Here is a 13,445-nt window from a genome sequence, read left to right on the forward strand (position 1 = left end):
ATGAGCAAGCTCTTGCAATCGGTGGCTCTGGCCGCGTCGATGATGTTGGCCACGGCGGCCGTGCAAGCCCAGGAACTGAAGATCGGCTTCGTCAACAGCGAGCGCGTGCTGCGCGAATCCAATCTCGCCAAGGCTGCGCAGATCAAACTGGAGGCGGAATTCGGCAAGCGTGAGAAGGATCTCGGCGCGATCGAGACCAAGCTGCGCGCCGCCGCGGCGCAGTTCGACAAGGACGCGCCGACGCTGTCCGAAGCCGAGCGCAGCCGCCGTCAGCGTGACCTCGTCGACCAGGATCGCGAACTGCAGCGCAAGCGCCGCGAGTACCAGGAAGACGTGAACACGCGGAAGAACGAGGAATTGCAGGCGATCGTCGAGCGCGCGAACAAGGTCATCAAGCAGATCTTCGACGCCGAGAAGTACGACCTGATCCTGCAGGACGCCGTTCACTTCAGCCCCCGTGTCGATATCACCAAGAAGGTGATCGACGCGCTGAACGCGCAGAAGTAAGCCGGTCCCGCCATGAGCCCGACGACCGTCGCGCTCGCTGAACTGATCGCCGCCTTGGGCGGCGATTTGCTTGGTGGGTCCGATATCCGCATCGCCCGCATCGCGCCGCTGGACGAGGCCGATGGCGTGAGCATCAGCTTCCTGGCCAACCCTCGCTACCAGGCCCAGCTCGGCACGACGCGGGCGGCCTGCGTCATCGTCGCGCCGGCCTTGGCCGAAGCGGCATCTGCGCGCGGTGCGGCCATCGTCACGCCTGATCCCTACCTCTATTTCGCGCGGCTCACGCAGTGGTGGGCGGCGCGCGCGCGGCCGGCCGCCGTGGCCGGTGTGCATCCGAGCGCGGTTGTCTCGCCCGATGCGACGCTGGGCCCCGGCGTCGAGGTCGGGCCGCTGGCCGTTATCGAGGCTGGCGCAGTCATCGGCGAGGGCGCCCGCATCGGTGCGCACTGCATCGTCGAGCGCGGTGCCGCCGTTGGTGCCTGGACGCGCCTGGCGCCGCGCGTCGTGCTGGGACACGGCTGCCGCATCGGTGCTCGCGGCATCGTCCACAGCGGTGTCGTCATCGGTGCCGACGGCTTCGGCTTCGCGCCGTCGAAGGACGGCTACGTGAAGATCGAGCAACTGGGCGCCGTGACGATCGGCGACGATGTCGAGATCGGCGCCAACACCTGCATCGACCGTGGCGCGCTGGGCGACACCGTCATCCAGGACGGCGTCAAGCTCGACAACCTGATCCAGATTGCCCATAACGTGCAAATTGGCCGTCACACCGCGATGGCAGGCTGCGCTGCGGTGGCCGGGTCCACCCGCATCGGCGCGAATTGCACCATCGGTGGTGCGGCCAACATCATCGGCCACCTGACGCTGGTGGACGGCGTGCACATCTCCGCGGCCACGACGGTGACGCGCAGCATCCATGAGCCGGGCGTCTACAGCGGCCCTTATCCCTTCGAAGAAAACTCGAGCTGGCAGAAGAATGCGGCGACCCTGCGCCAGCTCCACACCTTGAGAGAGCGTGTCCGCGCGCTGGAAAAGAAATGACGACCGAAACCATCACGATGGACATCCACGAAATCCTCAAGCGGCTGCCGCACCGCTATCCCATCCTGCTGGTGGACCGCGTCGTGGAGCTGGTCAAGGGCGAGCGCATCCGCGCGATCAAGAACGTCTCGATCAATGAGCCGTTCTTCCTCGGCCACTTTCCGCACCGGCCGGTCATGCCCGGCGTGCTGATCCTCGAAGCCATGGCGCAGGCCGCCACGCTGCTGGCGCTGCGGAGCATGGACATGGTGCTGGACGAGAACTCGGTGGTGTACTTCGCCGGCATCGACGGCGCGCGTTTCAAGCGGCCGGTCGAGCCGGGCGATCAGCTCGTCCTGGAAGTGGCGCTGGGCCGCGCCAAGGCCGGCATCTACAAGTTCAACGCAAAGGCGCTGGTGGGTGACCAGGTGGCCGCGGAAGCCGAGCTGATGTGCACGATGCGCCGCATCGAGGCCTGAGGTCGCACGCGATGGCCATCCACCCCACCGCCATCGTCGACCCAGCCGCAGAGCTGGACTCGTCCGTCGAGGTCGGCGCCTACTCGCTGATCGGCCCGCATGTGAAGATCGCCGCTGGCACCAAGGTCGGCCCGCATGTCGTCATCGAAGGTCACACGACCATCGGCCGCGACAACACCTTTTTCCAGTTCAGCTCTATCGGCGCGGCCAACCAGGACAAGAAGTACGGCGGCGAGCCGACGACGCTGGTCATCGGCGACCGCAACACCGTCCGCGAGTTCTGCACGCTGAACATCGGCACGGTGCAGGACCGTGGCGAGACGCGCATCGGCGACGACAACTGGATCATGGCGTACTGCCATATCGCCCACGATACGGTAATCGGCAACCAGAACACGCTGGCCAACGGCGTGACCTTCGCGGGCCATGTGACGGTGGGCGACTGGGTCACCATTGGCGGCCTGAGTGGCATTCTGCAGCGCATGCGCATCGGTGACCACGCGATGATCGGCTTCCAGGCCCACGTGGCCCATGACGTGCCGCCGTTCATGACGGTGGACGGCAATCCGTTGGCCGCGCGGGCCGTCAACGTCGTCGGCCTGAAGCGCCGCGATTTCAGCGCCGAGCGCATCGGCGTCGTCCGCCAGATCTACAAGCTGCTCTACCGCAGCGGCTACACGCTGGACGAAGCTCGCGCGGCCATCGAGGCGCTGCGCGGCAGCGACGGTGGCGCAGCGGACGGTGACATCGACAACATGCTGACCTTCCTCGCCGCGTCCACCCGCGGCATCGTCCGGTAACTGATGCAAACATCGCCCCGCCTCGGCATGGTGGCCGGCGAGGCCAGCGGCGACCTGCTGGCCGGCCTGCTGCTGCAAGGTCTTCGCGCACGCTGGCCCGAGTTGACCTCGCAGGGCATCGGTGGTCCGAAGATGATCGCCCAGGGCTTCGAGACCTGGTGGCCGCACAGCAAGCTGTCCATCTTCGGCTACGTGGACGCGCTGCTGAACATCCGCGAGCTGCTGGCCATCCGCAAGCAGCTCGGCACGCGCCTCATCTCGAACAAGCCGGACGTCTTTATCGGCGTCGATGCGCCCGACTTCAACTTCGGTCTTGAGACGCGGCTGCGCGAGGCCGGCATCAAGACCGTCCACTTCGTCTGTCCGTCGATCTGGGCCTGGCGGCCCGAGCGCGTCGTCAAGATCAAGGCGGCGGCCGACCATGTGCTGTGCCTGTTTCCCTTCGAGCCGGAGATCCTGCACAAGGCCGGCATCGGCGCGACCTACGTGGGCCATCCGCTGGCCGATGCCATCGCGATGGACCCGCCGCGTGCCGCCGCGCGCGAAGCGCTGAATCTGCCGGAAAGCGACACCGTCATCGCGTTGTTGCCCGGCAGCCGCAAGAGCGAGATCCAGTACATCGCGCCAGCGTTGATCGGCGCGACGAAGCTGCTGGCCCGGCCAGGCCGTCGCTTCGTCATGCCGGTCGTGCCGGGCCTGCGCGGGCTCGTCGAGCCGATGCTAGGCGGTGCCGACATCCAACTGGTCGACGGCCAGTCGCATGCCGTGCTCGCCGCCTGTGACCTGACGCTGGTGGCCAGTGGCACCGCTACGCTTGAGGCGGCGCTGTTCAAGCGGCCCATGGTCATCGCCTACCGCATGAACTGGCTGAACTGGTGGCGCATGAAGGACAAGGGGCTGCTGCCCTGGGTGGGCCTGCCCAACATCCTGGCCCGCGAGTTCCTCGTGCCGGAGCTCATCCAGCAGGCCTGCACGCCCGAGGCGATGGCCCGCGAGGCCGAGGCCCTGCTCGCCGACGCGCCGCGCCGTGCCGCGTTGCACGAGCGTTTCGTCCAACTCCATGAGCTGCTGCGGCAAGACACCGCGCGGCGCGCCAGCGATGCCATCGCAACGCTCATCAGTGCCTGAACAGGTGGCCCTGGACTGGACGCCTGTGGGCCTCGTCGCTGGTGTCGACGAGGCCGGGCGGGGACCGCTGGCCGGCCCCGTGTTCGCGGCCGCCGTCATCCTCGACGACCTGCAGCCCATCGAGGGCCTGGCCGATTCCAAGGTGCTGAGCCCGGGCAAGCGCGCGCGGCTGTACGACGAGATCCGCGCCAAGGCGCTGTGCTGCTGCATCGCTCAGGCATCGCACGAGGAGATCGACCGCATCAACATTCTGCAGGCCACGATGCTGGCGATGCAGCGCGCGGTGCTGGGCCTGCGGCTGAAGCCGGCGCTGGTCCGCGTGGACGGCAACCGGCTGCCGGTGCTGCCGATGGCGGCCGAGGCCATCGTGCAGGGCGATGCGACCGTTCAGGCCATCTCGGCGGCGAGCATCCTTGCCAAGGTGGCGCGCGATCTGTTCTGCGAGCAGATGCATGCGAGCCATCCGCAGTACGGTTTCGCCACGCACAAGGGCTACGCGACGGCCGAGCACCTGGCCGCGCTGAAGGCGCATGGCGCCAGCCCCTGGCACCGGCGCAGTTTCGCGCCGGTGCGCGAGGTGTGCGTCGCGGTCACGACCAGCGGGGCGGCATGAAGGTCGATCACATCACCTCGCGCGACAACGCGGCGCTTGTCAGGCTGCGCAAGCTGACGGCAGACGGGAGCGGCTATCGCAAGACAGGCAGCGTCTGGATCGAGGGCGACCACCTGCTCCGCGCGGCACTGCAGCGCGGCTGGACACCCGCCCTCGTCGTGCTGACCGAGGCTGCGATGCAGGACTTCGCGCTGGCGGCGCTGGCCGAGTCGGCGCCTCGCGCGCTGGTTGTGCCGACGACGCTGTTCAAGGGCTTGAGTGGCCTGGAGTCGCCCGCCCAGATCGGCGCAGAGCTGACGCTCCCCGCCGCGCCGGCCATCGAGCCGCAGGCCGCCAGCGTCGTGCTGGACCGGCTGCAGGACGCGGGCAATGTCGGCGCCATTCTGCGCAGCGCGGCGGCTTTCGGCGTGCGGCAGGTGCTGGCGCTCAAAGGCACGGCGGCGTTGTGGTCGCCCAAGGTCGTCCGCGCGGGGCAGGGCGCGCATTTCGGCCTGCGCCTCATTGAAGCCCTGACGGCCGACGACCTCGCCGCGCTGGCCGTGCCGATGGTTGCCACCAGCTCGCACACCAAGCACGTGCTGCACCGTGTCGCATTGCCGCAGCCCTGCGCCTGGGTGTTGGGCCATGAAGGGCAAGGCGTGTCGACCGAGCTGATGGCCCGCTGTGCGCTGACCGTTGGCATCCCGCAGCCCGGCGGCGAGGAGTCGCTCAACGTCGCGGCCGCGGCGGCCATATGCCTGTACGAGAGCGAGCGGCAACGGGGTTGAAGCGCGCAGGCGCCGCGTCGTGACGACCGCGGCGATTTAGAGGTCTGGACGCGTCTCTGCGACGAAGGCTCGCGTGCCAGCTTCCACTTCTGGCCTCAATGCGGCGCGACCGCGTACTACCTGCCCGAGGCGATGCCCGGGTTCGTCGTCATCCCCGTGGGCGCCTTTGCCGACCCGACCTTCCCACCGCCGACCGTGTCGCTCGACGTGGAGCGGACGCATGCCTGGGTCGTGCCGCCGGCGGGTGTCGAGCGCCTGGCCTCGCGCCCAGTGTCTGCGGCTTGCAATCGAGAATGATTCTCATTACATTGACTCCATGCTTGCTCCGGTCCCACCGCCACCCTCGCCGCATCCCGCTACAGCACCCGCCCGCCAGATCGACAGCACCACGCTGCTTGGCCCGCGAGGCGAGGTGTTCATCATTCATCGGGAACAGGTCTACCGGCTGCGCGTGACGTCCCAGGGCAAGCTGATCCTGACCAAATAACCCCCGCATCGCGCCAGCCAGCCATCGCCCGCCAGCGCCTCTTCACGGAGACCTCGAATGGCCGAGACCTGCTGTGCGGCGCACGCCGCCCCCGCCCTGACAACCGGCTCACGCCGGCGTCGCCTCTGGGAATTGGGCAGCCATGCCCATTGCCCGGTGATCGGTGTATGCCTGCCGCTGGAGCGCGTGCGCCAGTTGGCAAAAAAGCTGCTGGTGCTGCAGGGCGATGAAGACGACTACGCACTGCATTGCAGCCTTGTCACCGCCTCCGCCCGCCGCAACGCGCTGGCCGAGGCCGTGCAGAAGGATCTGGAGCAGCGTTTCGCGCTCGACGTCCGAGGCGCGGCCAAGGCCAGGACCCGGGATGACCTGATGACCTGGTGGCGCGAGCGTGCCGTGCGCGGCGAGATCGCCGGGGCGCTGTGGGCCACGCTCACGCATGCGCGTTGCGACGAGTGGCTGGAGGCCCGCGTGCTGGGCCAGGTGCACATGCTGCAGCACCAGGTGGGCGCGGCGCAGCGCGTCGACCTGGCGCGGCATCGGGAACTCGCCGCCGAGCATCAGGCGCTTGCCCGGGACTACGCAGAGGTTCAGCAGCGCGTGACAGCCTGGAGCCTGGAGCGTGCCCGCGAGCAGCAGGCCTGGGAGCAGACCCGCATGCAGCAGCGGGCCGCGTTGATCGCACTGCAGACCCAGTTGGCCCAGGCACAGGAGCAACTCCAGCGCTGGCAGGCCGCGCGGCCGGACTTGCCCGAGCGCGAGGCGCTGCGCGAGCGGCTGGCCGAGCAGGTCGAGCGCAACCAGCAACTGCAGCGAGAGGTCAACCGGCTTGCATCCCGCGCGCAGGCGGCTGATGCGCCACCTGCCAGCGCCCAGCTGGAGCGGCACGATGCGCCGCCACCGACGCCGGTCGTGCCCGTGAAGCTGGAGCACCGGGTCGTGCTGTGCGTGGGCGGGCGCGGCGGCAGCGTGCCGCAATACCGCCAGGCGGTGGAGTGCTGCGGTGCACAGTTCCTGCACCACGATGGCGGCTGCGAGCACAAGCCGGCACAGCTCGACCCGCAACTGGCCGCGGCAGACCTGGTCATCTGCCAGACCGGCTGCATCAGCCATGACGCCTACTGGCGCGTGAAGGACCACTGCAAGCGCCATGGCAAGCGCTGCGTTTTCGTCGACACGCCCAGCTGCAGTGCGTTCGAGCGCGCGCTGGCACAGGCGGCAGCGGAGACCGCATGAAGGCCGGTTGAAGGCCGTGCCGTCGTCAGCAGCCCGGACCGCTTTGGCCGCGGCTGCCAGTCGGCGGTATCAGAGCTTGTAGCTCAGTGACACCGACGCGTTTCGCGGTGGCAGATAGATCGCGCCGTTCTCGATGCCGCCGATGGAATTCTTGTCGAACAAGTTGTTGACATTGACGCGCAGCGTGGTCTTGTCGCTCAGCGCGTAGGACGCGAACGCGTCGGCCCTGAAGTAGGCGTCTTGGCGGGCGCCGCCGATCTTGTGGGCGTCGGACCTCCAGCGCCCGGCCAGGCCCACGCGCAGCGCCGGTAGCGCGGTTACGCGACTGTCGACATGGAAATTCAGTGTGTTGCGCGGCACCCATTCGTAGATGTCGTTGCCATCCGGGCCGGTCAGCATCAGCCGGGTGTAGCCCACGGTGATGCGTGCGTCTCGCCCCAATCGGCCGGTTGCCTCGACCTCGAAGCCCTTGGAGTTCACGTCCTTGGGTTCGTAGTACGCGGTCTGGTCGGTCGGGCGCGTGCCGGCGTAGGTCGCCAGGCCTTGCTGCCTGGCGTTGAACACCGCGAACGTGGTCAGCAGCGACTTGCCCAGCCACTCCGCCTTGACACCGACCTCGGTGTTCACACCCTTGACCGGTGCCAGCAGGTAGCCGTTGATGTCCTGTTGCTCCTGGGCCAGGAAGATGTCCGAGTAGGACGCGTAACCGGTCACGTCGGGCGTGATGTCATAGGTGAAGCCCAGGTAGGGGCTCGCCTTCTGCGTGGTGGGGTCCAGCAACTGGCCGCCGCTGCCGTACTTCGAGTCGCCACCTTGCACCAGGCGCACGGCATTGAGGCCCACGATGGACTTCAGCGAATCGGTCAGCGACAGCTGCGCCGCGGCGTACAGCCGGGTCAGCGTCTGTTCGCCCTTGCTGGCGAGCGTGCGCGCGCCCCAGACGGGCTCGGGAGAGGTGTCGCCGCCGTAGGGCAGGGCGGGCAGCGGGAGGCCGGCGTTCGTCGTGGCGGCGAAGCTGTCGGTGGCTGTGTCCTCATGCGAACGGTTCACGCCGACGAGCAGGCTGTGCTTGCGGCCGAAGGCGGTGAACCGGCCGCGGACGTTGGCATCCAACACCGTGTTGTCCGAGCTGCCCAGGCTGCGGTAGGGCCAGCCGATCAGGCCCGTGTTGTCGGCGTTCAGCGCGCCGGTGGTGGGCGAGTAGGCATAGAACAGCTTCGTCGCCTCGTTGCCGTGGCGTCGGTTGAGCGTGAACTTGGCCTCCCAGTTCTGGCTCAGCTGGTGCGCGTACTCGACGAAGCCGACATAGGTCTGGGTGTTCCAGTAGGTCCACTTCTGCGACGTGGACGTGCCCACGGGCAGGTCGGCCTGCGTGCCGTCGGCGCGCCGCAGTGTCAGTGAGCCCCACATCGGCGAATCCTGGCGGCTGTCGACGACGGTGATGCCTGCGGTCAACACGCCGTTCTCGCCGATCTGGCCGTCGATGACGCCGTAGGCGGTATTGCGGCTGTCGTGCAGATCGCGCAGGTAGGAATCCTTGTCCTCGTGGGCGACGATCAGGCGGCCGGCCCACGATCCGTCGTTCGTCAGCACCTTGTTGTAGTCCAGCGCGGTGCGGCGCATGTTCCACGAGCCGACGCTGACATCGAGTTCACCCCCGTCCTGGTTGGTCGGGCGCTTGCGCACGTAGTTGATCGTGCCGGAGGCGTTGCCCACGCCGGTCAGCAGCCCGTTGGCGCCGCGGATCAGCTCGATCTTCTCGAACAGGAAGGTGTCCTCTCGGCCGACGACGACGCCCCAGGAGTTGGTCATGCCCAGGCCATCGAGCTGCGTCAGCTTGACCTCGAAGCCGCGCGCGTTGAAGGAGGCGCGATTGGTCTCGTACTGCTCGACGTTGATGCCGGTGGCCAGGCCCAAGGCCTCATTGCTGCCGGTCAGGCCGAAGTTGGCCAAGTCTTCCTTGTCGAGCGTGCTGAGGGACTGTGGCGTCTCCTTCACGTCCAGCGACAGGCCCGTGGCGCCGGTGGACATGCGGTTGGCGCGCTTGCCCGTCACGACGACGGATTCGATGCGCTGGGTGTCGGTTTGCGCCTGGACGTGGGCGACGAAGGTGGTGGCAGCGAGCGCACAGGCGCTCAACACGAACTTGGTTTGCATGAAGGAAGCCGGAGAGCAAAAGAGAAGTGACGAACGAATCATAAATACAAATGCGAATGAGTCGCATGTAGATTCGTATAGGATCGCCGTTCTTCAGGAGTTCCGATGTCCCCTCACTTCCGCCGTGTCTGGGCCTGGCCCGCTGCGCTGTCTGCGCTGAGCGCAACCGGCCTCTTCAGCGCTTTGGTGTCCGATGCCTGGGGTGATGTGTGGGCCTGGCTGGCGCTGGGCCTGCCGCTGGCTGTGATGGCCCGTCACGCGCTGCGGAGGGCACCATGAGCGCCCGCGCGCTGCGTGTCTGGGCCTGGCTGCATAAGTGGAGCAGCCTGGTCTGCACCATCTTCATGCTGCTGCTGTGCCTGACGGGCCTGCCGCTGATCTTTGCGCATGAGATCGCCCATCTGACCGGCAAGGCCGTCGAGCTGCCTCGGGCCGAACGCCCCGACGCGCTGGCATCGCTGGACGCCGTCGTCGCGGCTGGCCGGTTGCGCCATCCGGATCGCATCGTGCAGTACGCCTCCCCCGACGAGGAGGACGCTCGCCTCTGGTACGTCACGCTCGCGCCGTCGCTGGACGCGACGGGCGATTTCCGCTCCATCGCTGTCGATGGCCGCAACGCCGCGGTGCTGGCCGAGCCGCGCTTCGACGAAGGCTTCATGTACTGGATGACGCGGCTGCATATCGACCTCTTCGCCGGTCTGCCGGGCAAGCTCTTCCTCGGCTTCATGGGGCTGCTGCTCGTCGTCGCCATCGTGTCGGGCGTCGTGCTCTATGCGCCCTTCATGCGCAAGCTGGAATTTGGCACGGTCCGCCAGCGCAGCGGCCCGCGCACGCGCTGGCTGGACCTGCATAACCTGCTCGGCATCGTCACGCTGGTGTGGGCGCTGGTCGTCGGAGCGACGGGCGTCGTCAACACCTGGGCCGATCTGCTGATCAAGTATTGGCAGTTCGACCAGCTCAGCAGCCTGCTCGCGCCGTACCAGGGCCAGGCGACCGTGCCCGAAGCCGATCGCGCGCCGCTGCAACAGATGATGGATGCGGCGCGGGGCCACCTGCCGGACAAGCGGCTGAGCTTCATTGCCTTCCCAGGCACCGCGTTCTCCAGCCCGCATCACGTCACCTTCTTCATGAAGGGCGACACGCCGCTGACGGCCAGGCTCCTGCAGCCGGTGCTCGTGGACGCCCGCACCGCCGAGGTCACGGTGGCGCCCGACCTGCCCTGGTACCTGACCGCGTTGCTGCTATCACAGCCGCTGCACTTCGGCGACTATGGCGGGCTGCCGATGAAGATCATCTGGATGCTGCTCGACCTCGCCACCATCGTCGTGCTGGGCAGCGGCCTCTACCTGTGGCAGAGGAAGCGACATCAACGGCCCGTGCAGACAGGCATGCCCGTCCGCCCCGGCGCCGCGGTGTAGGCTGCGGGGAACTCCCCTTGGTGCACGGCCTGCGGCTCCCGCAGACTGGGATGCCCGCCAACTCAGTCTTTGTCCATGGCCCCCGTCCCCTCGCCCCATCAGCTCTCGCGCCGCGCGATTGCGCTCGTTCTCGCCGGTGGCCGTGGCTCCCGCCTGAAGCAGCTCACCGACTCGCGCGCCAAGCCGGCCGTCTACTTCGGCGGCAAGTTCCGCATCATCGATTTCGCACTCAGCAACTGCGTCAACAGCGGCATCCGCCGCATCGGCGTCGTCACGCAGTACAAGAGCCACTCGCTGCTGCGGCACATCCAGCGCGGCTGGAGCTTCCTGCGCGCCGAGCTGAACGAGACGGTGGACCTCATGCCCGCGCAGCAGCGCGTGGACGAAGAGAGCTGGTACCGCGGCACGGCGGACGCCGTCTACCAGAACCTCGACATCATCCAGAGTACCGGCGCCGAGTACATCGTCGTGCTGGCGGGGGACCACATCTACAAGATGGACTACTCCAACATGCTGGCCGATCACGTGGCCACGGGCGCGGGTTGCACGGTGGGCTGCATCGAGGTGCCCAAGGCCGAGGCGAGCGCCTTCGGCGTGATGGCGGTGGACGACGGGCGCCACATCACGGCGTTCAAGGAGAAGCCCGCCGACCCGCCCTGCATTCCCGGCCGCGACGGCGTGTGCCTGGCCAGCATGGGCATCTACATCTTCAACGCCGACTACCTCTACCGCTTGCTGGCCGAGGACCTTGCCGACACGACCTCCAGCCACGACTTCGGCAAGGACGTGATCCCCAAGACCGTCGCGGAGAACCGCGCCGTCGCCCACCCGTTCGGCATGAGCTGCATCAGCAACCCCAACGGCGCACCGCCGTACTGGCGCGACGTCGGCACGCTGGACGCTTTCTGGGCAGCCAATCTCGATCTGGCCTCCATCAGCCCCGAGCTGGACATCTACGACACCGACTGGCCCATCTGGACCTACCAGCGCCAGTTGCCGCCGGCCAAGTTCATTCCCGACCACAACGGCATGCATGGCATGACGGTCAACACCATCGTCAGCGCCGGCTGCATCGTGTCGGGCTCTCACGTCGTGCAGTCGGTGCTGTTCAACAACGTGCGCATCCGCTCGTTCTGCAACATCCACCAGAGCGTGCTGCTGCCCGGCGTCAGCGTGGGGCGGCACTGCCGGCTGACCAAGGTCATCATCGACCGCGGTTGCGAGATCCCCGACGGTCTCGTCGTCGGCGAGGATGCGACGCAGGACGCAGCCCGCTTTGAGCGCACCGAGAACGGCGTCGTGCTCATCACCAAGCAGATGCTCGCGAAGCTGTGACGAAGGTCCTGCAAGTCAGCGCGGAGCTGTTCCCGCTGCTGAAGACCGGCGGCCTCGCCGACGTGGCGGGTGCTCTGCCCGCAGCGTTGGCAGCGGCCGGCGTCGAGCCGCGGCTGCTGGTGCCGGGCTTCCCGGCCATCCGCGATGCGCTGACCAACGAGTGTGCGGTCGCCCCCGTGGCGCTGCCGTGGAGCGAGGGCCGGGCGGCGCTGCTGCGCGGGCGGTTGCCGGGCATCGACCTGCCGGTTTACGTGCTCGACGCGCCCGGCCTGTTCGACCGACCCGGCAACCCCTATGCCGACGCGGGCGGCGTGGCTTATGCCGACAACCATCGCCGCTTTGCGCTGCTGGGCCTGGCCGCGGCACGGCTTGCGGAGGGCGTGGACCCGGCGTGGAGCCCGCAGATCGTCCATGCGCACGATTGGCATGCAGGCCTGGCCTGCGCCCACATCGCGGCCAGCCAGTCGCGTCGTCGGACGGACGCGCGGACGGTCTTCACGGTCCACAACCTCGCCTACCAGGGGCTGTTCCCCCACGATCACTTCGCCGACCTGGGCCTGCCCTCGCAGCACTACGCCGTTGAAGGGCTGGAGTTCTACGGTCAGGTGAGTTTCATGAAGGCCGGCCTGCATTTCGCCGATGCGATCACGACGGTCAGCCCGACGTATGCCCGCGAGATCCAGACACCGGAGCAGGGCTGTGGCCTGGACGGCCTGCTGCGTCGCCGCGCCGATGATCTGCACGGCATCCTGAACGGCGTCGACTACGGTGTCTGGTCACCTGTGCAAGACACCGCCCTCGCCGCGCGCTACAGCGCCGACGACACCGCCGGCAAGGCAGCGTGCAAGGTGGCGCTCCAGCGCGAATGCGGCCTGGCAGAGCGCCCTGACGCGCCGCTGTTCGGCGTCGTCAGCCGCCTGACGGAACAGAAGGGGTTGCCGCTGGTGCTGGAAGCGTTGAGCGACTTGGTCGACGCGGGTGGACAGCTCGTCGTCCTCGGCGCCGGTGATGCACGCCTGGAAGCCGAATTTGCCGCCGCTGCGCAACGCCATCCCGCACAGGTCGCCCGCCGCACCGGCATGGACGAGGCGCTGGCCCACCGCATCGTCGCGGGCAGCGACGTGATGCTCGTGCCCAGCCGGTTCGAGCCCTGTGGCCTGACGCAGCTCTATGGCCTGAGCTACGGCGCGCTGCCGCTGGTCCACCGCGTCGGCGGCCTGGCGGACACGGTTGTCGACACGACGCTGGAAGACCTTGCCGCTGGCACCGCCACCGGCTTCGTCTTCGATGCCTTCACGGCCGACGCTTACCGCCCCGCGTTGCGCCGTGCGTTCGCGCTGTGGAGCCGGCCGGAATATTGGGCGCGCGTGCGGACGGCGGCGATGCGCCAGCGCTATGGCTGGGACACCGCGGCGCGGCGTTATGCCGACATCTACCGCAACCTGATGCAAAGCTGAGGCAAAGCCGGGGTGATGACTTCCCGCCGTCCCGTCGCGGC

At 67.9% G+C, this 13,445-nt stretch carries 14 protein-coding genes; 13 read left to right on the forward strand and 1 reads right to left on the reverse strand.

Going from position 1 to position 13,445, the window contains the following annotated elements:
* From LXT13_RS02705 to LXT13_RS02745, 9 genes are all read left to right on the forward strand, one after another.
* A complete protein-coding gene (locus tag LXT13_RS02705) occupies positions 1–507 on the forward strand; it encodes an OmpH/Skp family outer membrane protein (RefSeq protein WP_233370059.1) in 507 nt (168 codons plus the stop codon).
* A 12-nt stretch (positions 508–519) separates the two neighbouring features.
* The gene (gene lpxD, locus LXT13_RS02710; protein WP_233370060.1) at positions 520–1,548 is read left to right on the forward strand and encodes a UDP-3-O-(3-hydroxymyristoyl)glucosamine N-acyltransferase; all 1,029 of its coding nucleotides are present in this window, start codon (positions 520–522) and stop codon (positions 1,546–1,548) included.
* The gene (gene fabZ / locus LXT13_RS02715) at positions 1,545–2,006 is read left to right on the forward strand and encodes a 3-hydroxyacyl-ACP dehydratase FabZ (protein WP_233370061.1); all 462 of its coding nucleotides are present in this window, start codon (positions 1,545–1,547) and stop codon (positions 2,004–2,006) included. Before lpxD ends, fabZ begins: the two co-directional genes overlap by 4 nt.
* Positions 2,007–2,017: 11 nt before the next feature.
* Entirely contained in the window at positions 2,018–2,806 is a 789-nt protein-coding gene (lpxA, locus tag LXT13_RS02720) for an acyl-ACP--UDP-N-acetylglucosamine O-acyltransferase (RefSeq protein WP_233370062.1), read from the forward strand.
* Between the two features lie 3 nt (positions 2,807–2,809).
* Entirely contained in the window at positions 2,810–3,934 is a 1,125-nt protein-coding gene (lpxB, locus tag LXT13_RS02725) for a lipid-A-disaccharide synthase (RefSeq protein ID WP_233370063.1), read from the forward strand.
* On the forward strand, positions 3,906–4,547 hold the full coding sequence (gene rnhB, locus LXT13_RS02730) for a ribonuclease HII (protein WP_233370064.1): 642 nt from the start codon (positions 3,906–3,908) through the stop codon (positions 4,545–4,547). The genes lpxB and rnhB overlap by 29 nt, the downstream gene beginning before the upstream one ends.
* Positions 4,544–5,314, forward strand: coding sequence for a TrmH family RNA methyltransferase (locus LXT13_RS02735; protein WP_233370065.1), 771 nt, complete (start codon positions 4,544–4,546; stop codon positions 5,312–5,314). The genes rnhB and LXT13_RS02735 overlap by 4 nt, the downstream gene beginning before the upstream one ends.
* Before the next feature lie 316 nt (positions 5,315–5,630).
* Positions 5,631–5,801: a hemin uptake protein HemP gene (gene hemP / locus LXT13_RS02740; protein WP_233370066.1), complete on the forward strand. Its 171-nt coding sequence runs from the start codon at positions 5,631–5,633 to the stop codon at positions 5,799–5,801.
* Positions 5,802–5,858: 57 nt separating this feature from the next.
* Entirely contained in the window at positions 5,859–7,037 is a 1,179-nt protein-coding gene (locus LXT13_RS02745; RefSeq protein ID WP_233370067.1) for a DUF2325 domain-containing protein, read from the forward strand.
* Positions 7,038–7,106: 69 nt separating this feature from the next.
* Here LXT13_RS02745 and LXT13_RS02750 read toward each other — a convergent pair whose 3' ends face one another.
* Positions 7,107–9,194 (reverse strand): TonB-dependent siderophore receptor, encoded by a 2,088-nt coding sequence (locus tag LXT13_RS02750; protein ID WP_233370068.1) that lies wholly within the window; start codon positions 9,192–9,194, stop codon positions 7,107–7,109.
* A gap of 105 nt (positions 9,195–9,299) precedes the next feature.
* Between LXT13_RS02750 and LXT13_RS02755 the strand changes: the two genes are divergently transcribed.
* The 4 genes from LXT13_RS02755 to glgA all read left to right on the forward strand — a co-directional run bounded on the left by LXT13_RS02755 (position 9,300) and on the right by glgA (position 13,404).
* Positions 9,300–9,473: a hypothetical protein gene (locus LXT13_RS02755; RefSeq protein ID WP_233370069.1), complete on the forward strand. Its 174-nt coding sequence runs from the start codon at positions 9,300–9,302 to the stop codon at positions 9,471–9,473.
* The gene (locus tag LXT13_RS02760; protein WP_233370070.1) at positions 9,470–10,612 is read left to right on the forward strand and encodes a PepSY-associated TM helix domain-containing protein; all 1,143 of its coding nucleotides are present in this window, start codon (positions 9,470–9,472) and stop codon (positions 10,610–10,612) included. Before LXT13_RS02755 ends, LXT13_RS02760 begins: the two co-directional genes overlap by 4 nt.
* A gap of 75 nt (positions 10,613–10,687) precedes the next feature.
* A complete protein-coding gene (gene glgC, locus LXT13_RS02765; RefSeq protein ID WP_233370071.1) occupies positions 10,688–11,947 on the forward strand; it encodes a glucose-1-phosphate adenylyltransferase in 1,260 nt (419 codons plus the stop codon).
* On the forward strand, positions 11,944–13,404 hold the full coding sequence (gene glgA, locus LXT13_RS02770) for a glycogen synthase GlgA (RefSeq protein WP_233370072.1): 1,461 nt from the start codon (positions 11,944–11,946) through the stop codon (positions 13,402–13,404). The genes glgC and glgA overlap by 4 nt, the downstream gene beginning before the upstream one ends.
* Positions 13,405–13,445 lie beyond the last annotated feature (41 nt).

Source organism: Pelomonas cellulosilytica (assembly GCF_021353265.1).
In the GTDB taxonomy this organism is placed as follows: domain Bacteria; phylum Pseudomonadota; class Gammaproteobacteria; order Burkholderiales; family Burkholderiaceae_C; genus Pelomonas; species Pelomonas cellulosilytica.